At 71.3% G+C, this 23,477-nt stretch carries 23 protein-coding genes, 1 tRNA gene and 1 pseudogene; 13 read left to right on the top strand and 12 right to left on the bottom strand.

What is annotated here, in order from left to right:
* Positions 1-101 precede the first annotated feature (101 nt).
* The 10 genes from QRN56_RS25415 (at position 102) to QRN56_RS25460 (ending at position 8,356) form a co-directional block, all read left to right on the top strand.
* Positions 102-476 carry a GntR family transcriptional regulator gene (locus QRN56_RS25415; RefSeq protein WP_285108010.1) on the top strand — a complete coding sequence of 125 codons (375 nt, stop codon included), beginning with the start codon at positions 102-104 and terminating at the stop codon, positions 474-476.
* The gene (locus QRN56_RS25420; RefSeq protein ID WP_285108012.1) at positions 473-1,414 is read left to right on the top strand and encodes an ATP-binding cassette domain-containing protein; all 942 of its coding nucleotides are present in this window, start codon (positions 473-475) and stop codon (positions 1,412-1,414) included. Before QRN56_RS25415 ends, QRN56_RS25420 begins: the two co-directional genes overlap by 4 nt.
* Positions 1,411-2,196 (top strand): hypothetical protein, encoded by a 786-nt coding sequence (locus QRN56_RS25425; RefSeq protein WP_285108014.1) that lies wholly within the window; start codon positions 1,411-1,413, stop codon positions 2,194-2,196. The genes QRN56_RS25420 and QRN56_RS25425 overlap by 4 nt, the downstream gene beginning before the upstream one ends.
* A gap of 11 nt (positions 2,197-2,207) precedes the next feature.
* Positions 2,208-3,014: a hypothetical protein gene (locus tag QRN56_RS25430; RefSeq protein ID WP_285108016.1), complete on the top strand. Its 807-nt coding sequence runs from the start codon at positions 2,208-2,210 to the stop codon at positions 3,012-3,014.
* 28 nt (positions 3,015-3,042) lie between these two features.
* Positions 3,043-4,026: an ABC transporter ATP-binding protein gene (locus QRN56_RS25435; protein WP_285108018.1), complete on the top strand. Its 984-nt coding sequence runs from the start codon at positions 3,043-3,045 to the stop codon at positions 4,024-4,026.
* Positions 4,023-4,826 carry an ABC transporter permease gene (locus tag QRN56_RS25440; protein ID WP_285108021.1) on the top strand — a complete coding sequence of 268 codons (804 nt, stop codon included), beginning with the start codon at positions 4,023-4,025 and terminating at the stop codon, positions 4,824-4,826. Before QRN56_RS25435 ends, QRN56_RS25440 begins: the two co-directional genes overlap by 4 nt.
* Positions 4,827-4,857: 31 nt before the next feature.
* Positions 4,858-5,589 (top strand): glutamine amidotransferase, encoded by a 732-nt coding sequence (locus QRN56_RS25445; RefSeq protein ID WP_285108022.1) that lies wholly within the window; start codon positions 4,858-4,860, stop codon positions 5,587-5,589.
* A gap of 285 nt (positions 5,590-5,874) precedes the next feature.
* Positions 5,875-6,987, top strand: a complete 1,113-nt coding sequence (locus QRN56_RS25450) for a 3-deoxy-7-phosphoheptulonate synthase (RefSeq protein ID WP_285108024.1) — start codon at positions 5,875-5,877, stop codon at positions 6,985-6,987.
* Positions 6,988-7,052: 65 nt separating this feature from the next.
* Positions 7,053-7,676, top strand: a complete 624-nt coding sequence (locus QRN56_RS25455; protein WP_285108026.1) for a hypothetical protein — start codon at positions 7,053-7,055, stop codon at positions 7,674-7,676.
* 47 nt (positions 7,677-7,723) lie between these two features.
* Positions 7,724-8,356 carry a hypothetical protein gene (locus QRN56_RS25460; RefSeq protein ID WP_285108028.1) on the top strand — a complete coding sequence of 211 codons (633 nt, stop codon included), beginning with the start codon at positions 7,724-7,726 and terminating at the stop codon, positions 8,354-8,356.
* Here the strand turns inward: QRN56_RS25460 and QRN56_RS25465 are convergent.
* The 5 genes from QRN56_RS25465 to QRN56_RS25485 form a co-directional block, all read right to left on the bottom strand.
* Complete coding sequence (locus QRN56_RS25465) at positions 8,353-9,708, bottom strand: DUF4232 domain-containing protein (RefSeq protein WP_285108030.1); 1,356 nt, start codon at positions 9,706-9,708, stop codon at positions 8,353-8,355. The two genes, QRN56_RS25460 and QRN56_RS25465, sit on opposite strands and share 4 nt — an antisense overlap.
* A 22-nt stretch (positions 9,709-9,730) precedes the next feature.
* Entirely contained in the window at positions 9,731-10,966 is a 1,236-nt protein-coding gene (locus QRN56_RS25470) for an NAD(P)/FAD-dependent oxidoreductase (RefSeq protein WP_285108032.1), read from the bottom strand.
* A 108-nt stretch (positions 10,967-11,074) separates the two neighbouring features.
* On the bottom strand, positions 11,075-12,727 hold the full coding sequence (locus tag QRN56_RS25475) for an HNH endonuclease (protein WP_285108094.1): 1,653 nt from the start codon (positions 12,725-12,727) through the stop codon (positions 11,075-11,077).
* A gap of 255 nt (positions 12,728-12,982) precedes the next feature.
* The gene (locus QRN56_RS25480) at positions 12,983-13,330 is read right to left on the bottom strand and encodes a DUF4333 domain-containing protein (RefSeq protein ID WP_285108034.1); all 348 of its coding nucleotides are present in this window, start codon (positions 13,328-13,330) and stop codon (positions 12,983-12,985) included.
* Between the two features lie 396 nt (positions 13,331-13,726).
* Positions 13,727-13,954 (bottom strand): hypothetical protein, encoded by a 228-nt coding sequence (locus QRN56_RS25485; RefSeq protein ID WP_285108036.1) that lies wholly within the window; start codon positions 13,952-13,954, stop codon positions 13,727-13,729.
* 201 nt (positions 13,955-14,155) lie between these two features.
* Here QRN56_RS25485 and QRN56_RS25490 point away from each other — a divergent pair.
* A pseudogene (locus QRN56_RS25490) lies at positions 14,156-14,470 on the top strand (tyrosine-type recombinase/integrase); the annotation flags it as partial.
* Positions 14,471-14,575: 105 nt separating this feature from the next.
* Here the strand turns inward: QRN56_RS25490 and QRN56_RS25495 are convergent.
* The 3 genes from QRN56_RS25495 to sp36 all read right to left on the bottom strand — a co-directional run bounded on the left by QRN56_RS25495 (position 14,576) and on the right by sp36 (position 15,416).
* Positions 14,576-14,652, bottom strand: a tRNA-Pro gene (locus QRN56_RS25495).
* A gap of 132 nt (positions 14,653-14,784) precedes the next feature.
* Positions 14,785-15,252, bottom strand: a complete 468-nt coding sequence (locus QRN56_RS25500) for a RidA family protein (RefSeq protein WP_285108037.1) — start codon at positions 15,250-15,252, stop codon at positions 14,785-14,787.
* Entirely contained in the window at positions 15,249-15,416 is a 168-nt protein-coding gene (gene sp36 / locus QRN56_RS25505; RefSeq protein WP_020017885.1) for a Sp36 family protein, read from the bottom strand. The genes QRN56_RS25500 and sp36 overlap by 4 nt, the downstream gene beginning before the upstream one ends.
* A gap of 109 nt (positions 15,417-15,525) precedes the next feature.
* On the opposite strand from sp36, the gene QRN56_RS25510 reads away from it, so the two are divergent.
* Entirely contained in the window at positions 15,526-17,925 is a 2,400-nt protein-coding gene (locus tag QRN56_RS25510) for a transglycosylase domain-containing protein (protein ID WP_285108038.1), read from the top strand.
* Positions 17,926-17,930: 5 nt separating this feature from the next.
* Positions 17,931-18,869 carry a metallophosphoesterase gene (locus tag QRN56_RS25515; protein ID WP_285108039.1) on the top strand — a complete coding sequence of 313 codons (939 nt, stop codon included), beginning with the start codon at positions 17,931-17,933 and terminating at the stop codon, positions 18,867-18,869.
* A gap of 28 nt (positions 18,870-18,897) precedes the next feature.
* On the opposite strand, the gene QRN56_RS25520 is transcribed toward QRN56_RS25515, so the two are convergent.
* From QRN56_RS25520 to QRN56_RS25535, 4 genes are all read right to left on the bottom strand, one after another.
* Positions 18,898-19,575 carry a Crp/Fnr family transcriptional regulator gene (locus tag QRN56_RS25520; RefSeq protein ID WP_108493397.1) on the bottom strand — a complete coding sequence of 226 codons (678 nt, stop codon included), beginning with the start codon at positions 19,573-19,575 and terminating at the stop codon, positions 18,898-18,900.
* A gap of 241 nt (positions 19,576-19,816) precedes the next feature.
* Positions 19,817-20,932: a bifunctional 2-methylcitrate synthase/citrate synthase gene (locus QRN56_RS25525; protein ID WP_285108040.1), complete on the bottom strand. Its 1,116-nt coding sequence runs from the start codon at positions 20,930-20,932 to the stop codon at positions 19,817-19,819.
* Between the two features lie 26 nt (positions 20,933-20,958).
* Positions 20,959-21,864 (bottom strand): methylisocitrate lyase, encoded by a 906-nt coding sequence (gene prpB, locus QRN56_RS25530; protein ID WP_285108042.1) that lies wholly within the window; start codon positions 21,862-21,864, stop codon positions 20,959-20,961.
* Positions 21,864-23,396, bottom strand: a complete 1,533-nt coding sequence (locus tag QRN56_RS25535; protein WP_285108043.1) for an MmgE/PrpD family protein — start codon at positions 23,394-23,396, stop codon at positions 21,864-21,866. Before QRN56_RS25535 ends, prpB begins: the two co-directional genes overlap by 1 nt.
* Between the last annotated feature and the right edge of the window lie 81 nt (positions 23,397-23,477).

Raw genomic sequence — 23,477 nt, forward strand, 5'->3', positions numbered from 1 at the left:
CCCCTCCGTGTTGTCCGGGCGACTTTCCCCGAGATGCTTGCGCCGACCGGTGCATCTATGGTTCATTAGTCAAGTAATGAACCAACGGAGGGGGTGAGCCGGTGTTCGACGGGCCCGAGCCGATCTACATCCAGATCGCGCAGATGATCCGCGCGCAGGTACTCGCCGGTGAGCTGAAGGAGGAGGAACAGGTCATGTCCACCACACAGTTCGCGACGACGTTCCGCATCAACCCGGCCACCGCCCAGAAGGCTTTTGCCGGTCTGGTCGAGGAGGGCGTGCTCTACAAGCGCCGCGGCCTGGGAATGTTCGTCGCGCCGCAGGCCAGGGAGCGCCTGCTCGAGGACCATCGCAGGCGCTACTTCGAGGAGGTCCTGGCCCCTGCGCTGCAGCAGGCGGACATCCTCGGGATCTCGACCGACGACGTCGTGGCCTACGTGCTCGGCGCCCGTAAGCGGACCACGGAGGAGTCATGACGACCGCACCTTTCGGAGCCCGGCTGGACGACGTCGTCGTCCACTTCGGCAGGAGCCACCGGGTGCTGCCGAACGGCACCATGGTCCGGGACGACGCCAGCACCGCGCTCGACGGCGCCACGCTCGCGATCCGGCCCGGGGTCATCACCGGGGTGCTCGGCCGCAACGGCGCCGGCAAGACGACCATGCTCTCCCTGCTGGCGGCGTTCACCCGCCCCACCAGCGGCACCGTCCTCGTCGGGCCGGAGGGTGAGGAGGAGGACCCGTGGGAGAACCCGTGGGTCACCTCGGGCACCCAGCTCGTCCGGGAGAGCGGCGACCTGATGACCGACGAGAAGGTCTCCACCTCGCTCAAGTACTACGCCGACATGCGGCCGGACTGGAGCGCGGAGACGGCGGAGCGACTCCTCGACCTGTTCGAGGTCGACGTCCGCAAGAACCCGTCGGCCCTGTCGCGCGGCAAGCGCTCCGCGGTCGGCGCCACGATCGGCCTGGCCACGCGCGCGCCGCTGACCATCTTCGACGAGGTGTACCTCGGCATGGACGCGCCCACCCGGTACGCGTTCTACGACGAGCTCCTGGCCGACTACGCGGAGCACCCCCGCACGATCCTGCTCTCCAGCCACCTGGTCGAGGAGGTCGAGCGGCTGTTCGAGGACGTCGTGGTCATCGACCGGGGGCGGGTGCTCCTGGCCGAGTCCGCCGACCAGATGCGGGCGCGCGGGTTCAGCCTCACGGGCTCCAAGGACGCCGTCGAGCGAATCGCGGGGGAGCGCCGGGTGCTGCACCGCCAGCAGCTCGGCGCGACCGTGCAGGTCACGCTGGAGGGCATGCTGGACGACGACGAGCTGACCGCCGCCCGTGGTGCGGGCGTCGAGGTGGGCGCCGTCCCGGTGCAGGACCTCTTCGTCCGCCTGACCGGTCCGGGGCGATCATGAGCGCCACGACGTCGGCGGTGACGATTCCCGCGCGGGACACGCGGGTCCGCGAGGCCGAGCGGCGCGGCGCCCGCCGCGCGGCCGGCGTCACTCTTCGCGTCGTCAGCACGATCGGCGGCTGGTACTGGGCGATCTTCGCCGTCGTGGCCGTCGCGGTCATCCTGGGCAACGTGCGGTACGGCTCGGGACTGGACCAGGGCATCGTCGACGCCCAGATGGGCGGCTCGTCCCGCTGGTTCGTGATGGTGCTCGGCATCATCGTCCCCGCCGCGTACCTCCGGCTGCACGTCGCCGCCGGCGGCACCCGCAGGACCATGACCACCGGCACCGTCCAGGGTGCCCTCGTCAGCGGGATGCTGATCGGTGCGGTGACCGCGCTCTACCTGGTCGCCGAACGCGCGCTGTTCGCCGCTCTGGACCTGACCTGGGCACGCGAGTTCGGGCTGCCGGTCGACGGCTACGGGGGCATCGCCCTGACGTTCGTCGCCGAGACGCTCGTCGCGGCCACGTACTACCTGGTGGGCGCCGCCATCTCGGCCGGCTACTACCGCCTCGGCATCGTGGGGGGCACGTTTTACGCCCTCGCCGCGCTCGTCCCGGCGGCGCTCGTCGACGTGGCCACGCACACGGGCGTCACCGCCCTGGTCGTGGGCCCGCAGAGACTGCTCGACGGCGGAGCCGGCGTGCTGCTGGGCCTCGCGGGCGGCGCGGTCGCCGTCGCGCTGGCGGCCTGGCTGTTCGGCACGCCGCTGCGCTCCATACCGCTGCGACCGTCCGTCTGAGGGGCACGACCATGACAACACCGACCATCGAGGAGACCACGATGGGCCGCATCAACCTGACCCGGGCCGGTCACCTGCGCGGCGTCGCGGCCGTGGTCCGGCGGCTCCGCGGCTCCGGCGTCACCGTCGGGCTCTGGTTCTGGGGCGTCTACGCGCTCTACGCCGTGGGGATCACCGTCGGCAACGCCGCGGCCGGCAACGACCTGGAGATCAGCGCGCTCGACGCGACCCTCGGCGCCGCCCGCTGGCCGATGATCGCGCTCGGCGTCCTCGCGTCCTCCGGCATCCTCACGCTCCACGTGGCCGCCGGCGGCAGCCGCCGGTCCATGTCCGAGGGCGTGGTGCGCGGCGCCGTCGTCGTCGGCGCGGGCTGGGGCGTCGTGACCACCCTGGCCCTGCTGGGCGAACGCCTGCTGAGCACGTCGCTCGGGATGACCTGGCGCCGGCTCGGCGCGCTGCCCTTCGACTCGCCCCTCACCGTGCTCGGCACCACCGCCGCCGAGGCCCTCGTGCTCACCACCTACATCCTCGTCGGCGCATGCATCGGCATCGGCTTCAGGCACACCGGGGCCTGGGGGACGCTCCTGATCGTCCCGCTGGCCCTGCCCGCCGTGCTCGCCGACCTCGCGACCCGCAGCGGTGTGGTGGGCACGATCGCCAACATCCAGTTCGTGCCCGACATCGAGCACGCGGAGGTGCCCCCGGCCGAGGGCCTCGTGCCCCTGCTGATCGGCCTCGGCGGAGCCGCGCTCGCCGCCGTCCTCGCCGCCGTCGTGCTCCGCGCCCTGCTGCGCACGGCGCCCGTACGCGCCGCCTGACCCCCGACCCGACCCCGAAGGAGTGACCATGACGTCCCCAGTCGTCGAAGTCAGCCACCTCAGAAAGGCCTACCCCGGAGCCGGTCGCGGCGCCGCCCCCAAGACCGCCGTCGCCGACGTGTCCTTCCAGGTCGCCCGCGGCGAGATCTTCGGGATCCTCGGCCCCAACGGCGCCGGCAAGACCACCACGGTCGAGTGCGTCGCCGGGCTCCGGCACGCCGACGGCGGAACCGTCAGGATCCTCGGCCACGACCCGCAGGCCGACCCCACGACGGTGCGCGAGCACGTGGGCGTCCAGCTCCAGGAGGCCGCCCTGCACGACAAGATCACCGTCGGGGAGGCGCTCGACGTCTTCGGCTCCTTCTACCCGCAGCGGGCGGACTCGGCTGAGCTGCTCGACCTGCTCGACCTGACCGCGCAGCGCGACCAGCAGTTCGGCAAGCTGTCCGGCGGGCAGAAGCAGCGGCTCTCCATCGCCCTCGCCCTGGTGGGCAGGCCCCAGGTCGCCATCCTCGACGAGCTCACGACCGGCCTCGACCCCGCCGCCCGGCGCGCCACCTGGGACCTCGTCGAACGTGTCCGCGACTCCGGCGTCACCGTGCTGCTCGTCACCCACTTCATGGACGAGGCCGAGCGACTCTGCGACCGGCTCGTCGTCATCGACGCCGGCCGCGTCGTCGCCGAGGGCACCCCGGCGGCCCTGATCGAAGGGCTCGAGGGCCACCGCGGCGTCCGGCTCCGGTTTGCGGACGCCGCCGCCCGCGCCCGCGCGGCCCGGCTGCTCACCGCCCTCTCCGAGCGGGACGACGACGTCGCCGCCGTCGTGCCGGCAGGAGACGAGATCGAGGTGACCGGCACGCGCAAGGTGCTGTTCGCCGTCGTGCAGGCGCTCGCGGCCGCCGACGTCGTCCCGGACGACGTGCGGACCGTCGAACGCACCCTGGAGGACGTGTTCGTGCAGGTCACCGGTCGTGAGTACCGGGCAGAGGAGAACGAGGAGGTGGCGGCATGACCGCCGTCCAGACCGCCGTCGTCGGCCGGGCCGGGCTGCGCGCCCGCGGCTTCGGGACGCTGTTCGCCACCGAGCTCAAGGTGTGGCTCCGCGAACCGACCGGCGTCTTCTTCGCGCTGGTCTTCCCCAGCCTGCTGCTGCTCGGGCTCGGGCTCGCCATCCCCGACTTCTCGAAGCCGATGACCGACGCGCCGCCGCCCTGGAACGAGGCGCCTGGCGTGACCAGCTACCTGCCGACCATCCTCGCCCTCGCGGTCGGCACCATCGCGCTGACCACCATGCCGGTGCAGTTCGCCACGTTCCGCGAGAAGGGCATCCTGAAGCGGCTGTCGACCACCCCGATGCCGCCGCAGAACCTGATCGGCGCCCACATGGTGATCAACGTGCTGGCGCTGATCGTGTCGGCGAGCGCTGCCGTGGTCGGCAGCATGCTGGTGCTGGGCGTCCCGTTCGCGGCCGATCCGCTCACGGTGCTGCTCGTGCTGGTGCTCTCGACGACCGCCATGTTCTCGCTGGGGCTGCTGGTCGCGGCGCGGGCGGAGAAGGGCGCCACGGCGTCCGGGCTGGGCATGCTGATCTACTTCCCGTCCCTGATGTTCTCCGGCGTGTGGGTGCCGCTGTCCGTGATGCCCGACTGGATGGAGACGATCGGCCTCTACCTCCCGCTCGGCGCGGCGGCCCAGGGACTGACCGTCGGCTGGTTCGGCACCGAGGGTTTTCCGCTGGCCCAGGTGCTGGTCCTGGTCGCCTGGACGGTGGTGCTCTTCCCGCTCGGCGTGAAGCTCTTCCGCTGGACGTGACCCCTGGTCAGAGGTCCCCTACGCTCGTGTCATGAAGCCGTTTCTGCTGCTCGCGACGCGTGCGGAGGACCTCGCCGCGGAAGGTGAGTACCAGGCGTTCCGGCAGTACGGGGGACTCGCGCCGGAGCAGCTGCACCGGGTGCGCCTCGAGCGCGACCCGCTGCCGCCCGTGAACCTGGACGACTACTCCGGTGTCATCGTCGGCGGGGGACCCTTCAACTCCTCGGATCCCGCGGAGCGGAAGGGTCCCGTGCAGCGGCGCGTCGAGGCCGAGCTCATGAGGCTGCTCGACGAGATCGTGGCCCGCGACTTCCCGTTCCTGGGCGCCTGCTACGGCGTCGGCACGCTCGGGGCGCACCAGGGCGCGGTGATCGACGCGACCTATGCCGAGCCGGTGGGGCCTGTGACCATCGAGCTCACCCCGGACGCGGCGGACGACCCGCTGCTGGCCGGCATGCCGCAGTCGTTCGCCGCGTACGTCGGCCACAAGGAGGCGGTGCGCAAGCTGCCCGACCACGCGGTGCTGCTCGCGTCGTCGGCCGGCTGCCCGGTCCAGATGTTCCGGGTCAAGCAGAACCTGTACGCCACGCAGTTCCACCCCGAGCTCGACGGCCCGGGCATCGCCCAGCGGATCGCCGTCTACCGCGACTACGGCTACTTCCCGCCCGAGGAGGCGGACCTGGTGCGGGAACACAGCGTCGCCGTGTCGGTGACCGAGCCGATGCGCATCACGCGGGCGTTCGTGGAGCGTTACGCGAGGTAGCGGCGGGGTGTGATCGACCGCATCCTGGGATCCGGTGGACAGTCGCCGGGGGTGGGGCTACCGTTTTGGCCGTGGACATCCGTTGGTATTGGCGCTTTACGTCGGCTCCTGGTGGAGCTCGGCGGGCGTACGCCTGACCAACTTTCCACCCGGAGCCAGGGCCTGGGACGCCGATCGCGTCCAGGCCCTTCGTCTTTACCGAGACGGGCCGCTCCGGACCAGGAGTCGGTGGCGGGCCGTCCGGTTCCTCGAACCAGACCCCGCCAACCAGGAGCCCCGATCCCGATGAGCATCACCCCCGCGGAACCCAGCACCGAGGCGACGACCGACCTCGGTACCCGCACCTCCGACCTGCGCATCCGCGCCCTCGACCCGCTGCCCGCCCCGCGGAGCCTGCTGGAGGCGATGCCGCTCGGCACCGCCCGCAGCGACCTCGTGACGACGTCCCGCCGTGAGGTGCGCGACGTGCTGACCGGCGAGGACGACCGGCTGCTGACGATCGTCGGCCCGTGCTCGGTGCACGACCCGGTCGCCGCGCTCGACTACGCCGCCCGGCTCGCCACGCTCCGGCGCGAGCTGTCCGACGACCTCGTCGTCGTGATGCGGGTGTACTTCGAGAAGCCGCGCACCACGGTGGGCTGGAAGGGCCTCATCAACGACCCGCACCTGGACGGGTCGCACGACGTGCGCCACGGCCTGCGGCTGGCCCGCGAGGTGCTGCTCGGCGTGCTCGACGCCGGCGTGCCGGCCGCGGCCGAGTTCCTGGAGCCCACCAGCCCGCAGTACGTCGCGGACGCGGTGACCTGGGGCGCCATCGGCGCCCGCAACGTCGAGTCGCAGGTGCACCGGCAGCTCGCCTCCGGTCTGTCGATGCCGGTCGGGTTCAAGAACGCCACGGACGGCGACGTGCAGGTCGCCGTGGACGGCTGCATCACCGCCGCGAGCGAGCACACCTTCTTCGGCGCCGACGCCGAGGGCCGCGCCGCCGCCGTCGAGACGACGGGCAACCCGGACTGCCACGTGATCCTGCGCGGCGGTCGGTCGGGGCCCAACTACTCCCCGGAGGACGTCGCCGCCGCACTGCGCGTGGCGCGCACCTCCGGACTCGGCGGCGCCGTCGAGAACGGCGTGATCGTCGACGCGAGCCACGGCAACTCGGGCAAGGACCACGTGCGCCAGGCGGGCGTGGTGCACGAGATCGCCAACCGCATCGCCGACGGCGAGCACGGCATCACGGGCCTCATGATGGAGAGCTTCATCGAGGCCGGCGCGCAGCAGCCGGGCCCGCTGTCGGAGCTCACCTACGGCCAGTCCGTCACCGACAAGTGCATGGACTGGGACACCACGGAGGACCTGCTCCGCGACCTCGCCAAGGCGGTTCGCGAGCGGCGCGGCTGATCCCCTTCGGCACCGGCCGGGCCCTGTGCCCGGCCGGTGTCGCTGTGTCGCCCTATCCTGTGGGGATGGTGGACACGGGTGGGGTCGGGGAAGAACCTGGGCGTCGGCGTTCCCGGCGCACGGCCTGGATCGTGGGCGCGGCCGTCGTGGTGGTGGCGCTGGTTGCCGGCATCGGTGTCTGGCAGTACGCGGCCCGCAGCACCCGGATCGTGGCGGAGGGCGTCACCCTGAGCGGGGGCATGGCGTTCCCGGACTGCCTTCCGCGGATGGCCCTGGCCGTGTACGGCACCAGCGACGACGTGGTCGTGGGGCAGACGCTGCGCAACCCGTCGCGGTGGCCGGTCACGGTGACCAGCTCCGATCCGGAGGTGTACCGGTTCGAGGCGCTGAGCGACGATCCGGATGACCACAGTGCGGTCTCGTCCGCCGACGGCGCCGAGCCCGCCGACACCTCCGGCCAGGTCGTGCTCCCGCCGGGGCGTGAGGTCACGATGTGGATCGTGGACCCGCAGCGTGGCAGCGTCCAGGACTCCGGCGTCTGGTACTCGTTCGACGAGGCGCCTGTGACCCTGCGGACGCTCGGCGTCGAGCGCGAGTCCTCGCTCCAGCTTCCCGGCACGCTCTACGTCGGCGGTGGCAAGGACGGCGACCAGCTCGGCGCGGCGCTGCAGGAGGCGTGCGACGCCTGAGGGCGTTTTGGTGGACTGCCGGTGCGATTCGCACCTACTGTCCGGCCATGACGAGCGGTGCAGAGGTGGAGTCGGCGGAGGTCGGGCGGCCGCGCAGGACTGCCCGGATCGTGGGTGCTGCGGTGACCCTGGCGCTGGTCGCGGGGGTCGCGGCCTGGCAGATCGCGGCTCGGACGGCCGTGGTGGAGCTGGGCTCGGGGAGCAGCACCGGGAACGGTGCGACCCTGCCCGACTGCGTCCCCGGGGAGGATCCCTGGGTGATGTTCGGCACGGACGAGGACGTCGTGCTGGTGCAGACGGTGCGGAATTCCTCGCGGTGGCCGGTCACGGTGATCAGCACGAATCCGGACGTGTTCCGGTTCGAGCCGATGGCCGACGACTTCCTGGAGGACTACCTGTATCTGAAGAATCCCGCGGACGGTGCGCCGGAACGCTCGCAGACCTCGGACCGGGTGGTCATCCCGCCCGATCGTGAGGCGACCATGTGGATCGTCGATCCGCAGGGTGACCTCCCGATATCCGACGGCTGGATGATGTTCGACACCGCGGACCTCGCCGTCCACGTGCTCGGTGTGGAGCGCGAGCTGCCCCTGCCGCTGCGAGGAAAGATCGCCGTCGGCGGGTTCGAGCCCACGGCCGGCCGCCTCGACCGTGCGCTGCAGGAGGCGTGCGAGGACTAGTCGCCCTGCGTCCAGGGGCCGACGCGGACCTCCGCACCGTCGAGGATGTCGAGCCCCGTCGCCCGGGTGCCGTCCGTCGTCGCGTCGAGCGGCACCGGGTCGGCGTCCGGGACCGGGGTGACCTGGATCGTCGTGGTGGTGTCCGGGTCGTTGGCCGTCGACATGGTGTGCCAGAGCAGCGGGGCGAGCACGGCCCCGCCGTCGGGCACCACCACGCGGGTGGGGACCACGCCGGGGTCGGACGGCTGGACCGTGACGTTCCCCTGGGGCTGCCCGGCCTCGTTCTCGAAGACGAGGTCGGGCACGCTCTCGACGGCGCACGGCCGGCCCGACACGTTGCGGGCCCGGACCGAGACACCCCGCGTGCCCGCTGCCGAGTCCACGACGCCGAGCGTGACCTCCAGGTCCTGCCCCGTGCAGTTGGGGGCGGCGTCGTCGTCGGGCCAGGGGGTCGCACCACCGGCCGGCTCGGTGGGGCGCGGAGCGGGCTCCGCGCCGGACACCCAGCCGGTCGTCTCGGTGTACCCGGCGTCCAGGACGGTGTAGGCCAACGGGTTGTCCGCCGTGGCGAAGTCCTGCGCCTCGAGCCAACGTCGCAGGTCAGCAAGGCTCTGGGCGCCCGGCTCGGCATCGGACTGGAGCGTGAGCCGTCGTTCCTGGGCGAGGTAGGTGGCGTCCTGGACACCCGGCCGGCCCGCCGCGGCGACCAGCAGCCGTACCGTGTCGATGTCGGGCACGCGGGCCGCGGACCGGTAGCGGGCGCCAGGGGCCTCCAGCTCGACCCGGCGGTCCAGCTCGTCGGCCGCTTCGGCGATGTCGACCAGGTCGTCCGGAGAGGCCGCGACCACGTGCGCGGTCGCGGCGAGCGGGTCCGAGCCGCCGTCCGCGCCCAGTCCGAGGCCGACGGTCGTGGCTCCTGCCGCGAGCAGGCCGTAACCGTCCTCGACGGCGTCGACCACGACGTCGGCCGCGGTGTCGGGCCCGGCACTCACTGTGAGGCCCGGCCCGACGAAGTCCGATGTCACGGTGATGTTCTCGTCCATGTCCCTCGCCGCCCCCGCCAGGAGCCGGTGCGCCGTGCCGGCGGCCTCGCCCGCCCCTTCCGGGTCGAGCGCCCCCGCCAGGGCGACCTCGACCCGCACGGTGCTCGGCCGCGTCTCGCTTCGCTGCCCGAAGTTGCCCTGGACGGGCTCAGGCCCGAACGTCCGGGTCACCGCCACGTCGGCGACGCCGGGCAGGGCGCGCACCGCCTCCGCGGCCGACTCGATCTCGTCCGGCGGCCCCGGGGTGCACCCTGCCAGGACGAGCGCGGACGCGGTGGCGAGCAGCAGGACCCGGCGGAGTGGCGGCACCCCGAGATCGTCCCACCGGACCTCAGCCCACGAAGGCGTCCAGCTCCTCGCGCGGAACCTTCCTCCGAGACCTGATCAGTTCCTCCACACGGTCCATCTGTTCCCACACGTTCACGGCCATCCCGGCCACGACCTGTCCGTCGAGCAGCCAGAACGCCACGAACTCGCGGGCGCTCAGGTCGCCGGAGATCACCACGTCGTCGTACCCGCCGGGCACGTCCACCCAGCCGGTGTACTCCATGCCGACGTCGTACTGGTCGCTGTAGAAGTAGGGCAGCCGGTCGAACGGATCCGTGGCGCCGAGCATCGCGCGGCCGGCGTGCGCGCCGGTCCGCTCCGCCGTGGCCCAGTGCTCCACCCGCAGCGGCCGCCCGTAGTGCGGCGAGGGGATGCTGGCCACGTCGCCCGCGGCGAAGATGTCCGGGTGCGACGTCGCGAGCGTGCCGTCGACCACGATGCCGCCGCCCTCCGACGCTGCCCGCAGGTCCAGCCCGGCGACCTCCGCGAGCCCGATGTTCGGGGTGGCGCCGACCCCGATGACGACGACGTCGGCACCGATCCGCGTCCCGTCCGACAGGTCGACCCCGGTGACCCGGCCCTCCGCGCCCTGGAACCCCGAGACCGACGTCCGGCGCAGCAGGCGCACGTCGTGCTCGGCGTGGACCCCGGCGTAGAAGTCGCCCATCTCGGGCCCCAGCACGCGTCCCAGCGGATGCGTCCCGCGGCCCACGATCGTGACGTCCAGCCCGAGGGTTCTGGCCGACGCCGCGACCTCGAGCCCGATCCAGCCGTCGCCGACGACGGCGACCCGGCCCACTCCCTCCAGCGATGCCTCGAGCAGCATGCTGGAGATGCGGTCGGAGTCGTCGATCGTGCGCAGGTAGTGCACGCCCGCGAGATCGGTGCCCGTGACATCGAGCGGCCGCGGCGTGGACCCGGGCGCGAGCAGCAGCTTGGCGAAGGGGAGCGTGGCGCCGTCGGACAGGGTCAGCGTGTGCCCGTCGGGGTTCAGCCCGACCACGGTCTCGTTGGTGCGGACGGTGACCTCGTGTTCCCGGTACCAGGTCTCGTCCAGCGGGAAGACGACGTCGCGCTCCGCCTCGCCGCGCAGGTAGTCCTTGCTCAGCGGCGGGCGCTCGTACGGATGATGGGGCTCGCTGGTGACGACCACGAGATCGCCGCGGTATCCCTCCTTGCGCAGCGCCTCCGCCGCGCGGGCAGTTGTCAGCCCACCACCGACCAGAACGTACGGGTTCATAGGACTCCTCCTGGGCTCGGACTCCCGGGCTTGGGGTAGGCGATCAGTCTTGCACCCGAGAGGGATGCGGGCACCAGTTCCCGGGCGTGCGGAGGGCGGGCTCGCTGTTCAGGTGGGGTGAGCCCAGGAGAGGTCGGGCCGGCGTCTTCCATGCAGCCGGGCCGGTGGTGGGGCCGGGCGGGCTGTCGGACGGCGGTGGTTTCGTGTGCCTGGTCGGTACGGGATCGGGGCGTTGCGGGGGTTGGTGTGGCAGCCGATCTGGTAGCGGCTGCGGGGTGTGCGGCCGTTGCTCGGTCCCGTCATGTTGACGGCCGGGGTCCAGGTTGGGGTGGTGGATCGCTCGGGTGCTGATGCCCCGCCCTGTGCGGGCGCCGTGTCAGGGACCGGGATCGCGTCGCGGACTGTGGTGCGAACCAGCGCACCATGAGCCGGCGTTGCATTGCCGGTCGTGACCGGTGCGGGTGGTGTGGGGGCGACCGAGACATAGGTGTGCCCCGTCGGTGTCACCGTCTCCACAGCATCCCGGCCGTCGATCTGGGTGGTCTTCTGCGACCAACCCGGTGCCTGCTTGGCATGGTTGCACCGGGCACACAGGCCCTGCCCGTTGTCCAGGCTGGTCGGGCCGCCCTCGGCGTGCGGGGTGACGTGGTCCAGGTGCCGGACCGGGGCATCACACCACGTCGTGGCGCAGATCCCCTGCTCCCGGGCGCGCAGGAGCGCGGCCAGGCCCTGGGGGTGGAACCTTGACGTCGACGTGCTGGCCAGCAACCTGCCGTGCGGGTTGACGTAGATGCTGCGCAGCCACGCGGTGTCGGTGTCGATTGCATGCGCGGCCAGGTGACGTGCCACGGGCGCCGGGACCGTGCCCACACCCGCCGGGGCGCCCTCCAGCACCACACCGGGCTCGTTCCCGCCGGCCAGGAGGGTCTGGTCGGAGACCAGGAGGTTGATCGTGACCGGCACATCACCCGCGTGGCCAGGCTGACGGGCGGTGACGCGTTCGATCAGGGTGTCGGCCATGATCTGACCGACCCCACGCACGTCCCCGGCCGTCTTGGTCGTCTCGGCGTGGGCCTTGAGCTGAGCGTAGGCCTGCACGCCCTCAGCCATGGGCACCAGGGCGGTCAGGTAGACCATCAGGTCGGGAGCCGGACGCACAGACACCTGCCGCTCAGAGACCGCCTTCGCGTTGCGCTTGACGCACGCGTGCACATCCAACTGGGCGGCCAGTTCCTTGATGCGTGCGATCAGGCGGCGTGTGCCCATCCGGGCCAGCTCGGCCAGGTGCTGCGGTCCGCAGATCTCCTCGTCGACCAGGGCGCGGTGTTCCAGGGACAGGTGGGAGGTCTCCCGGACCAGGAGCGTGGCCCGCCACGACGACAACACCCCCGAGCGCAGCGCGTTGAACGTGTGCGGCATCTGCGCGACCCATACCCGGGCCGTGCCCAGGAACCCGGCACCCGCATGCGGGCTCACCCGCAGCGCAGCACCGACCTGGTTCGGCACACCACGACCCTGCCGCTCCGCCCGGATCCCGTGCACGGCCTCGTCGGCCTTGGTCGCCTCGTCCAACACCACGGCCAGCCGGGCCTGCGTCGCCGTGACCGCGTTCTTCAACGCCTCCAGCTCACCGAGCAGATCCACCCACTCCGCCTGCGCGCGCGGTGCACTCCGGTCCGAGCGAGCGTCTGCACTCGCGGTCCCTGGCAGAGCTATGCCCGCCAGCATCCGACGCACCTCTCGCACACGGGCAGCATCCATGGGTGTGGCGTCGGCGCCACCACCGGCAGGCACGACGCCGTTGGACGTCGCACCAGCCCCGGGCAGCACCGATCCGGCAGGCGACCCATCGCCCACCCGCACCGGAACCACCCTCGAACGCTTCATGCCATCAACCTATGACACGCGCGTTCGCATCGCTCGTCGAAAGCAGCCCTGTCTGCCACGGGCAGAACCGGCGGCGAGGGCAACGGCGTCAGGAACGGCCATGGCGTCCGCTGCGTACGGTGGGGCCTTTCAGTCGGCGGTCGCGTACAGGTTGCCCAGCTCGTCCACGATCTCGACGGTGACCGTGGTCGACGTGGTGTCGTCGACCACCCGGGCATCGCACTCGAACGTGCGCCCGACCTCGACGACGACGGACGCCGGGCAGGTGACGTCGTCCTTGGTCACGGTCCTGGGGGCGCCGTACTGCACCGCGTCGACCACGTACTGCTCCAGGGCCCTCTGCTCCAAGACCCTGGGCTGGTCGATCTCGAAGGGGCTTCCGGCAAACACCTTGACGGTCATCGCCAGGGCGCAACAGGCGATCACGGTCAGGGAGGTCGCGGTGACGGTGCTGGCAGCGCGGCGTTGGTCTGTCACGGGCCCATGTCTACCGGGAGCCTCGTCGGCGCGACAAGCCTCCCGTCGCGCCCCGGCAGCACTAAGAAAAAAGACCCTCCGACACAGCATTTCTGCTGGTCGGAGGGCCTCTCATATGGTCGGGGTGACAGGATTTGAACCTGCGACCTCTTCGTCCCGAAGCGATTCTGAGTCGGGTTCTTGCTCTCCCACGCGGAGGATTCCGCCCGTTGCTGTTCGCTGGCGTCCGCTCCTGGTCGTGGCCTGCGTGCAGCAGTTCATGCAGCAGCGCACGCGATCCTCGGTGATGGCCTCGCGGGTTTGTGTCCCATCAATCTCCTGGCTCGGGGTCCCTGATCCTCTTGATTCCTGCGGTGCCGGCCGGAGGCAAATGGGGACCACCCAGCAGGCGTCAGCTCAGAGCCCGAGCAGCCCCAGAACCGCTGCCGCGAAGCCAAAAGGGACCAGGATCCATCCCAGGGTGCGTGTGAGCGGGTACATCCATTGGAATTTTGACTCGTCGGGGTCGCTGCCCTGTTGCTTGAGCGCTGCTCGCGCATTGGCCTCGCTGTTCAGGGCCGCGTGCAGGCCGATGGCGATCGCACCTACCCCCCAGACGATGGCGAGCACCTGGTCGAGTGTCATGGGGGGACGGTAGCGGTTGCCGTCGTGGAACCGAATCGGCCCGGAGACCTACTCGGTCTCCGGGCCTTCCGCTGTTGTACCCGGTCTGCGGGGTGGGGTGCGGTGGGGTGCGCAGAGGGCGCGAAGCGCCCGGAGCGCGGGGCCCCATCGCGGGGCCCCGGCCCGCCGACCGGGTGCGCGCCGTAGGCGCGCCTTGACGCCGCGAACGTCCGTCGTGCCTTTCGGTCGGCGCTCCGCCTGGTGCCGAGTGTCGTCGCGGAGGACTGGACGCCTCGTGAACTGCGGCACTCATTCGTCTCGCTGATGTCAGCGGGCGGCACACCCACCGAAGAGATTGCCCGCCTCGTCGGCCACACCGATACGACCACGACTGAGCGGGTCTACCGGCACGAGCTGCGGCCCGTGATACAGACCGGCGCGACCGTGATGGATCAGGTCTTCAGTGTGCAGGTCGTCGCTCCCGACTGGCACATGGAACCGCTGTTCAGGATGCCCGGCGACGGGGTGACGCGCTGATGCGTAGTGCAGCACTTCGTGCAGCAGCGGAGGGTTTTGAGCCTCGGTGTCAGGGAATGACAATGGCCCTGACCAACATAAATGCTGGTCAGGGCCATGATCCACTGGTCGGGGTGACAGGATTTGAACCTGCGACCTCTTCGTCCCGAACGAAGCGCGCTACCAAGCTGCGCCACACCCCGATGGAGTCCACCGCGCATCAGGCACGAAGCCCTTCCGCGGAAGCCTGCTCAGAATAGCCGACGCATGGCCCGGAACGGAAACCGAATCCGTAGTGGCTCCGGTCACGCCCGTTCCGGGCCGCTGCGAGAGCGTTACGCGAGCTCGACCACGAGCTCCACCTCGACCGGCGAGTCCAGCGGGAGGACTGCCACGCCGACGGCGGAGCGGGCGTGCAGGCCGGCGTCGCCGAAGATCTCGCCGAGCACGTTCGAGGCCCCGTTGATCACGCCCGGCTGGCCGGTGAAGGACGGGTCGCTCGCGACGAAGCCGACCACCTTGACGATCCGGGAGATCGAGTCGAGCGAGCCCGTGACCGACCGGACGGCGGCCAGCGCGTTGAGCGCGCAGGTGCGGGCGTAGCGAGCGGCGTCCTCCGGGGAGACGAGACCCTCGCCCTCGCCGACCTTGCCGGTGGCCTGGAGCGCACCCTCGGCGAAGGGCAGCTGGCCGGACGTGTAGACGTAGCGGCCGGTCTGCACGGCCGGCACGTAGGCCGCGACCGGGGCCGCCACCTCGGGGAGCTTGATGCCCAGCTCGGCGAGACGCTGCTCGTGGCTCATGCGTCACCGCCCGTGGGGCGCTTCAGGTAGGCGACGAGACCGGTGCCGTCGGGTCCGGGGACCACCTGCACGAGCTCCCAGCCGTCCGAGCCCCATTGGTCGAGGATCGCCTTGGTGTTGTGAATGAGGAGGGGGATCGTCGCGTACTCCCACTTCGTTGCCATGCCGACGATGCTAGCCCGCGATCGGCGACGGCGATTCCCCACGAGACCTGCACACCGGCCGGGCAGGTTTTCGGCGCGCCCTGTCAGTGACACCCCGTAACCTGGGCGCATGGCCATGGCGAACCCTCGCGAGCCGCGCCGGATCACTCGGACCATACCCGCGGCTCAGCTCATCGGACTTCTTCTCGCATTCGTGCTCACCGCCGGTGCCGGCGGTGTGATCGCCGCCGGGTTGGTGATCCCGCTGGCGTCCGGCATGGACACGGCGGTCGACACGGGTGTCGAGGTGTTCGAGGAGGTGCCCGCCGAGCTGGTTCCCGGGCCCCTGTCGGAGCAGTCGCAGATCTACGCGAGCGACGGCAAGACGAAGCTGGCCACGTTCTACGCGCAGAACCGCATCGTGGTGCCGCTCGACAAGGTGTCGGCCAACATGAGGAACGCCGTCATCGCGATCGAGGACGAGCGCTTCTACACCCACGGCGGCGTCGACCCCGAGGGCATCTCGCGCGCCGCCGTGCAGAACTTCGGCGGCGGTGACACCCAGGGTGCGTCGACCCTGACGCAGCAGTACGTGAAGAACGTGCTGATCGAGGAGGCCGACCGCGCCGGCGACACCTTCGGTGTGCTGGAGGCCCGCGAGGACTCGCTCACGCGCAAGCTCCGCGAGGCGAAGCTCGCGATCGCGCTCGAGAAGGAGATGTCGAAGGACGACATCCTCCAGGGCTACCTCAACATCGCGCAGTTCGGCACGAGCGTGTACGGCGTCGAGACCGCCTCGCAGCACTACTTCAACAAGTCCGCCAAGGACCTCTCGGTCGTCGAGGCAGCCACGATCGCCGGCATCACCAAGGCGCCGAGCCAGTTCGACCCGGTCGCCAACCCCGAGGACGCGTCGGTGCGTCGCAACCTCGTGATCGGCAAGATGTGGCAGCTCGGCTACATCTCCACCGCCGAGCGCGACGAGGCGATGGCGACCAAGCTGGAGGACACGCTCGACGTGCAGCCCATCGAGGTCGGCTGCGACTCGGCGGGCGGCGCCGCGTTCTTCTGCGACTACGTGATCAAGGAGATCATGGCCAACCCCGAGTTCGGGGAGACCAGGGACGACCGGTACGACCTCCTGTACCGCGGCGGCCTGCGGATCGTCACCACGCTGGACCTCAAGATGCAGAAGGCCGCCGAGGAGACGATCAGCCAGGCGGTCCCGGCCGACAACGCCTACGACCTCGAGGCGGCCGTCACGTCGGTCGAGCCGGGCACCGGGCAGATCAAGGCCATGGCGCAGAACGTGCCGTACGACGCGCGGGCCGAACCTGCGGCGCGCACGACGGCGCAGAACTACTCGGCCGACTACAACCACGGCAACTCGCGCGGGTTCCAGGTGGGCTCCAACTTCAAGCCGTTCGTCCTGGCGGAGTGGCTGCGCAGCGGCCGCACGCTCCAGGACCGCGTCAGCGCCAACGCCTTCTCCGCCTACGAGACGGCGTTCCAGGCCAACGGCTGCGTGCACGCCTTCACGCACCAGCCCTGGAACGTGTCGAACGTCGACGGGTCCGCCAGCGGCTCGGTGAGCGTGCTCCAGGGCACCTTCCAGTCGCTGAACACGGTCTACGCCCGGATGTCGCAGCAGCTCGACCTGTGCAACGTGCAGAAGACGGCCTGGGACGTCGGCTTCCGGCCGATGACGTCGGGCCTGACGCGCGACGGCGCACCGACCTTCCGGACGATCGACAACCCGCAGCAGGCGGACATCGACGTGCTGGCGTCGATGACGCTCGGTACGCAGGCCTCGACGCCGATCAACCAGGCGTCCGCCTTCGCGACGTTCGCATCGGGCGGCACCTACTGCAACCCGGTCGCGATCCTGGAGGTCAAGGACCACGACGGCAAGGACGTCCCGGTCCCGTCGGCCGACTGCAAGCAGACGCTCGAGCCCGAGGTCGCCAACACGGTGGCCTACGCCATGACCAAGGTCTTCCAGACCAGTCCGTTCGGTACGGCCTGGGACATCGCCCCCGGCCTCGCCGACGGCCGTCCGGTGGCGGGCAAGACCGGCACGACCAACGAGGCGATGCAGAGCTGGTTCACCGGCTACACCCCCGAGCTCTCCACCTCGGTCTGGGTGGGCGAGGCCAGCGGCAACGTGCCGCACATGAGCGTGTACCTGCCGTCGATGTCCTGGTACAGCACGTCGGCCAAGGCCGGCCCGATGTATGGCGGCACGATCGCCGCGCCGACGTGGCGCCGGTACATGGACCAGGCGATGGCCGACCTGCCCCCGACGGCGTTCCCCGCTCCCGCCCCCGCGCTCGTCGGCAAGGCTCCGGCCCCGCCGAAGACGGAGGAGAGCAACGACGGCGACGAGGGCGACGCGGGCTCGGACGAGGGCGGCGACGGCACCGGCGGCGGTGACACCGGCGGCGACGCCGGAACCGGCGGTGGCGGCGGCGACGCAGGCCCCGGCGGCGGCGACAACGGTGGTGGCGGCGGCCCCGGCGGGAACGACTGATCCGCATGGGGACGCTGGGTAACGTCGGCAGGGCGCTCGGGATCGTCGGGGGCATCGCCGTCGCGGGAATCGCCTACGCGCACGTGGAGACCAAGCTCTTCCGCGTGCGCCGGGTGACCGTGCCGGTGCTGCCCCCGGGGCAGCGGCCCGTCCGGATCCTGCAGGCCGCCGACCTGCACCTGACGCCGAGCCAACGCACCAAGCAGGCCTGGGTCCGGTCGCTGGCCGCGCTCGAGCCCGACCTGGTGATCAACACGGGCGACAACTTCGGCCACCAGCAGTCGCTCGCCCCGCTGCTCGACGTCCTGGGCCAGCTCATGGACGTGCCCGGCGCGTTCGTCATGGGGTCGAACGACTACTACGCGCCGTCGTTCAAGAACCCCGCCCGGTACCTGCTGCCGGACGCCCGGATCGAGGGCGGCGAGAAGATCCCGCTGCCCACCGAGTCGCTCCGGAAGGCGTTCACCGACGCCGGCTGGGTGGACCTGGACAACCGGCGCGGGCTCGTGGAGCTCCGCGACGGGCGGACCATCGGGCTGGTCGGCATGGACGACCCGCACCTCGACCTCGACGTCATGCCGGAGCCGGGCCGCGTGCCCGGTGAGGAGGACGCGGTGCTGCGCCTCGGCGTCGTGCACGCCCCGTACCAGCGGGTCCTGAACCAGCTCAAGGACGACGGCGTTGACGCGATCATCGCGGGCCACACCCACGGCGGGCAGCTCTGCCTGCCGTACTACGGCGCGCTGGTGACCAACTGCGACCTGGACCGCGGCCGGGCGTCCGGCCTGCACGGCTGGCCCGGCCCGCGCCCCGACCGCGAGGGCGGCGAGGACTCGACGTGGCTGCACGTCTCTGCGGGCGCCGGCACGTCGCCGTACGCCCAGGTGCGCTTCGCGTGCCGCCCGGAGGCGACGCTGATGACGCTGACGGCGGCGCCGAGGTAGAACCAGCGGTTCTACCCCGGCGAACGGGTCAGCGGGCGCGGCGCTCCAGGCGGTCGAGGTCCAGCAGGACCACGGCCCGGCCCTCGCGGCGTACCCAGCCGCGGGTCGCGAAGTCGGCCAGGGCCTTGTTCACGGTCTCGCGCGAGGCGCCGACGAGCTGTGCCAGCTCCTCCTGCGTGAGGTCGTGCGCCACGCGGATGCCGTCGTCGTTGGGCTCGCCGAACCGGGTCGACAGGTCCAGCAGCGCCTTGGCGACACGGCCGGGGACGTCGGAGAACACGAGGTCGGCGAGCGTCTCGTTCGTGCGCCGCAGCCGGCGCGCCAGGGCACCCAGGAGCTGGGTCGCGACTCCGGGGTGGTCCGCGATCCACTTCACGAGCGAGTCGTGACGCAGCTCGTAGACCACGGAGTCCGAGACGGACGAGGCCGACGCCGTGCGGGGACCCGGGTCGAACAGGGACAGCTCACCGAACATCTCGCCCGGGCCCAGGATCGACAGCAGGTTCTCGCGGCCGTCGCTCGACCGGCGGCCCAGCTTGATCTTGCCCTGCGCGATGACATAGAGCCGGTCGCCCGGCTCGCCCTCGCGGAAGAGCACGTCACCCCGGACCAGCTCCACGGGCACCATGGACTCGAAGAGCGCGCGCGTCTCCTCGCCTTCCATGTCCGCGAAGAGGGGGGCAGAGAGTACGACTTCGTCGTCCACCAGTGGTGTCCTCACGTGTCGGGGACTTTCGTCCATCAGTCTTTTCCACCTCTCAGTCTGCCTCAATGTCACGAGATTGCCGGGTCATCGGTGTCTCTCGTGGCGTCCGCGTGGCGTGCAGCCCGACGCGATCGTCCGCCTCATGCGGGATGTCGGCTTTGCCCAGCACGAAGTAGGACGCCCGTCCATAAATCCTAGGGGTGTCACCTGGGAGTTCGGAACGGGCGTCCTGGGAACGTCGTCAGGGCACCTCGCGCTGCTCCGGCCCCACGTACTCGCACACCGGCCGGATGAGCGAGTTGGCGGCCCGCTGCTCCATGACGTGCGCCGTCCACCCGGTGATCCGGGAGGCCACGAACAGCGGCGTGAAGATGTTCGTGTCGAACCCGATCAGGTGGTAGGCCGGACCGGCGGGGTAGTCCAGGTTCGGCTTGATGTTCTTGCGGCTGACCATGGCGTTCTCGAGGGTCTCGTACAGGTCGAGCACCTCGGTCTTGCCGTAGTGCGCGGCGAGGTCGCCGAGCACCGCGCGCATGGTCGGCACGCGCGAGTCGCCGCTCTTGTAGACCCGGTGGCCGAACCCCATGATCTTCTTCTTCTGCGCCAGCGCGTCGTCGAGCCAGGCCTCGGCCCGGTCGGCCGAGCCGATCTCCTCGAACGTGGCCTGCACGGCCTCGTTCGCGCCGCCGTGCAGCGGGCCCTTGAGGGCGCCGATGGCGCCCGTCACGGCCGAGTGCAGGTCGGCGAGCGTGGAGGTGATGACGCGCGCGGTGAACGTGGACGCGTTGAACGAGTGCTCCGCGTACAGCACCATCGAGGCCTCGAACGCCTGCACGACGGCGGGCTCGGCCTCCTCCCCGAACGTCATCCACAGGAAGTTCGCGGAGTAGCCCAGGTCCTCGCGCGGGTGCACGATCTCCTGGCCGCGCCGGCGGCGCTGGTCCAGCGCGACGACAGCGGGCAGGACCGCCCACAGCCGCAGCGCCTTGGCGAGCTCCGCCTCGACCGAGGAGTCCTCGGCCTGCGGGTCGTGCGCGCCCAGGATCGACACCGCGGTGCGGCACACGTCCATGGGGTGGCAGTCGGTGGGCAGCTCCAGGATCGCGTCCCGGATGTTGTCCGGCAGCTCGCGGTGGACGCGCTCGGCCGCCGTCTGCTCGGTGAGCTGCGCGGGTGTCGGCAGCTCGCCGTGCCACAGCAGGTAGGCGACCTCCTCGAAGGACTTCTTCGCGGCCAGCTCCTGCACCGGGTAGCCCCGGTACAGCAGCGAGTTGGTCTCCGGGTTGACCTTCGAGATCGCCGACGTGTCGGCGACGACGCCGGCCAGACCCTTGCGGATCTCCGTGGTCTCGGTCATGCGCACTCCTTCGTGTCGAGACTAAGTCAGGGCTGGTAGGTGAAGACGTTCGAGTCGAAGTGGTTGTAGGCCGCGTAGTCCGTCAGCTCGTAGAGCCGGGCCCGGGTCTGCATCTGCGGCACCAGGTCCGCCTGGGTGCCCGACGCCGAGATCTGGTCCAGCGCCCGTTCCGCGGCACCCATCGCGATGCGCAGCAGGGTGACGGGATAGATGACGAGCCGCGCCCCGGCGTTGTGCAGCTCCTCGGCCGTGAAGAGCTCGGACTTCCCGAACTCGGTCATGTTGGCGAGCACGGGTACGTCGAGGGCCGAGGCCACCGCCTCGAACTCCTTCAGGTCCTTCATCGCCTCGGGGAAGATCGCGTCCGCCCCGGCGTCGGCCAGGGCCTTCGCCCGGTCGATCGCGAGCTTCAGCCCGCGCTCGCCCGGCTCGGTGCCGCGCACGTCGGTGCGCGCCATGATGAGGAAGTCGGGGTCGCGGCGGCCGTCGACGGCGGCCCGGATGCGCCGGACGGCGTCGCCGAGCCCGACCACCTCCTTGCCGTCGAGGTGGCCGCAGCGCTTGGGGTTGACCTGGTCCTCGATGTGGATGCCGGCCACGCCGGCGTCCTCCATGGTCTGGACCGTGCGGGCCACGTTCATGGGCTCGCCGAACCCGGTGTCGGCGTCGGCGAGCACGGGCAGGTCGGTGACCCGGGCGATCTGCCCGGCCCGGCCGGCCACCTCGGTGAGCGTGGTGAGGCCGATGTCGGGCAGGCCGAGGTCGGCCGACAGCACGGCGCCGGAGACGTAGACGCCGTCGAACCCCTTGTCCTGGATCAGCTTGGCGCTCAGCGGGTTGAACGCGCCCGGCAGCCGCAGGATCTCGGGCCCGGCGAGGGCCTCGCGGAAGGCCCGGCGCTTGGCCGCGGCGGTGAGGTGCGAGTAGAGCATCAGTGCCTGCCCAGCTCGAAGAGGCCGGTCGGGGCCTGGACGGCGTCCAGAACGCCGGGAGCGGCGACGATCGTGAGCTCGCGGACCTCGGCGGGCGTGAGCTCCGGCAGGCGCTCGGCCAGGTCGAGGAACCGGTCGATCTCGGCGTCGGACAGGATGCCCGCGGCCAGCGTGCGGAACTTGGCCACGTAGTTCGCGCGGGCGAACGGGCGGGCGCCCAGGGGGTGGGCGTCGGCCACGGCGATCTCGCGCGTGACCACCTCGCCCGAGGTGAGCGTGATCTCGACGCGGCCGCCGAACGCCTTCTCGGCGGGGTCGGTCGAGTGGTAGCGGCGCGTCCACTCCGGGTCCTCGGCGGTGGTGACCTTGCGCCACAGCTCGACCGTCTCGGGCCGCTGCGCGCGCTCGGGGGCGTAGGAGCCGACGTGGTGCCAGCCGCCGTCCTGCAGCGCGACCGTGAAGATGTACGGGACCGAGTGGTCGAGCGTCTCGCGCGACGCCGTCGGGTCGTACTTCTGCGGGTCGTTCGCGCCCGAGCCGATCACGTGGTGGGTGTGGTGGCTGGTGTGCAGCACGATCGAGGCGACGTTCGCGGGGTCCCGCAGCTCGGGGCGCTCGTTGCCCAGCGCGCGGGCCATGTCGATGATCGCCTGCGCCTGGTACTCCGCGGAGTGCTCCTTGGTGTACGTGTCGAGGATGCCGGTCCGCGCCTCGCCGGGCTCGGGCAGCACCACGTCGTAGGCGGCACCGGGCCCGTCCAGGAGCCACGCGACGACGCCGTCCTCACCCTCGTAGATGGGCTCGGGGGAGGTCTGGCCGCGCATGGCGCGGTCCACGGCCTCGACCGCGAGCTTGCCCGCGAAGGCCGGGGCGTGCGCCTTCCAGGTGGAGATCTGGCCCTTGCGGCTCTGCCGCGTGGCCGTGGTGGTGTGCAGGGCCTGGCCGACCGCCTGGAACACCGTCTCGGTGTCCAGTCCCAGCAGCGTGCCGATGCCGGCCGCCGCCGACGGGCCGAGGTGCGCCACGTGGTCGATCTTGTGCTTGTGCAGGCTGATCGCGCGGACCAGGTCCACCTGGATCTCGTAGCCGGTCACGATGCCGCGGACCAGGTCCCGGCCCGAGCGGCCGGCGTGCTGGGCCACGGCCAGGATCGGCGGGATGTTGTCGCCGGGGTGCGAGTACTCGGCGGCGAGGAACGTGTCGTGGAAGTCGAGCTCGCGGACGGCGACGCCGTTGGCCCACGCCGCCCACTCGGGGCTGCTGGTGGCCTCCGCGTCCAGGCCGAAGACCGTGGAGCCGGGGGTGTAGGGGTGCGCCTGCGCCTGCGAGCGGGCGGCGACGGCGGGGCCACGCGTCAGGCTGGCCGCCGCGACCGAGGCGTTGTCGATCACGCGGTTGATCACCATGTCGGTGACCTCGGCCGTGGGCTCGACGGTGTCGGTGGCGAGCTCCGCGAGCTTCCAGGCGAGCTGGTCGGTGCGCTTGAGCGGCTCGGCGGACGGGTAGACGCGTAGGTGGTGCGTGTACGGCATGGTGACTCTTCCTCGATTCACGTGGACCGTCGTGGGGTCCGGGGCGCTGCCCGGACCGGAGGGCGGGCATCGGGTCGCGAC

Origin of the sequence: Promicromonospora sp. MEB111 (assembly GCF_030209445.1) — a bacterium.
In the GTDB taxonomy this organism is placed as follows: Bacteria; Actinomycetota; Actinomycetes; order Actinomycetales; family Cellulomonadaceae; genus Promicromonospora.

What these genes read in the sequence shown, in the direction of transcription:
- QRN56_RS25420 (WP_285108012.1), top strand. Translation starts at nt 473, where the DNA reads ATGACGACCGCACCTTTCGGAGCCCGGCTGGACGACGTCGTCGTCCAC.
- QRN56_RS25425 (WP_285108014.1), top strand. Translation starts at nt 1,411, where the DNA reads ATGAGCGCCACGACGTCGGCGGTGACGATTCCCGCGCGGGACACGCGG.
- QRN56_RS25430 (WP_285108016.1), top strand. Translation starts at nt 2,208, where the DNA reads ATGACAACACCGACCATCGAGGAGACCACGATGGGCCGCATCAACCTG.
- QRN56_RS25435 (WP_285108018.1), top strand. Translation starts at nt 3,043, where the DNA reads ATGACGTCCCCAGTCGTCGAAGTCAGCCACCTCAGAAAGGCCTACCCC.
- QRN56_RS25440 (WP_285108021.1), top strand. Translation starts at nt 4,023, where the DNA reads ATGACCGCCGTCCAGACCGCCGTCGTCGGCCGGGCCGGGCTGCGCGCC.
- QRN56_RS25445 (WP_285108022.1), top strand. Translation starts at nt 4,858, where the DNA reads ATGAAGCCGTTTCTGCTGCTCGCGACGCGTGCGGAGGACCTCGCCGCG.
- QRN56_RS25450 (WP_285108024.1), top strand. Translation starts at nt 5,875, where the DNA reads ATGAGCATCACCCCCGCGGAACCCAGCACCGAGGCGACGACCGACCTC.
- QRN56_RS25455 (WP_285108026.1), top strand. Translation starts at nt 7,053, where the DNA reads ATGGTGGACACGGGTGGGGTCGGGGAAGAACCTGGGCGTCGGCGTTCC.
- QRN56_RS25460 (WP_285108028.1), top strand. Translation starts at nt 7,724, where the DNA reads ATGACGAGCGGTGCAGAGGTGGAGTCGGCGGAGGTCGGGCGGCCGCGC.
- QRN56_RS25470 (WP_285108032.1), bottom strand. Translation starts at nt 10,966, where the DNA reads ATGAACCCGTACGTTCTGGTCGGTGGTGGGCTGACAACTGCCCGCGCG.
- QRN56_RS25475 (WP_285108094.1), bottom strand. Translation starts at nt 12,727, where the DNA reads ATGGATGCTGCCCGTGTGCGAGAGGTGCGTCGGATGCTGGCGGGCATA.
- QRN56_RS25485 (WP_285108036.1), bottom strand. Translation starts at nt 13,954, where the DNA reads ATGACACTCGACCAGGTGCTCGCCATCGTCTGGGGGGTAGGTGCGATC.
- QRN56_RS25500 (WP_285108037.1), bottom strand. Translation starts at nt 15,252, where the DNA reads ATGAGCCACGAGCAGCGTCTCGCCGAGCTGGGCATCAAGCTCCCCGAG.
- sp36 (WP_020017885.1), bottom strand. Translation starts at nt 15,416, where the DNA reads ATGGCAACGAAGTGGGAGTACGCGACGATCCCCCTCCTCATTCACAAC.
- QRN56_RS25510 (WP_285108038.1), top strand. Translation starts at nt 15,526, where the DNA reads ATGGCCATGGCGAACCCTCGCGAGCCGCGCCGGATCACTCGGACCATA.
- QRN56_RS25515 (WP_285108039.1), top strand. Translation starts at nt 17,931, where the DNA reads ATGGGGACGCTGGGTAACGTCGGCAGGGCGCTCGGGATCGTCGGGGGC.
- QRN56_RS25525 (WP_285108040.1), bottom strand. Translation starts at nt 20,932, where the DNA reads ATGACCGAGACCACGGAGATCCGCAAGGGTCTGGCCGGCGTCGTCGCC.
- prpB (WP_285108042.1), bottom strand. Translation starts at nt 21,864, where the DNA reads ATGCTCTACTCGCACCTCACCGCCGCGGCCAAGCGCCGGGCCTTCCGC.
- QRN56_RS25535 (WP_285108043.1), bottom strand. Translation starts at nt 23,396, where the DNA reads ATGCCGTACACGCACCACCTACGCGTCTACCCGTCCGCCGAGCCGCTC.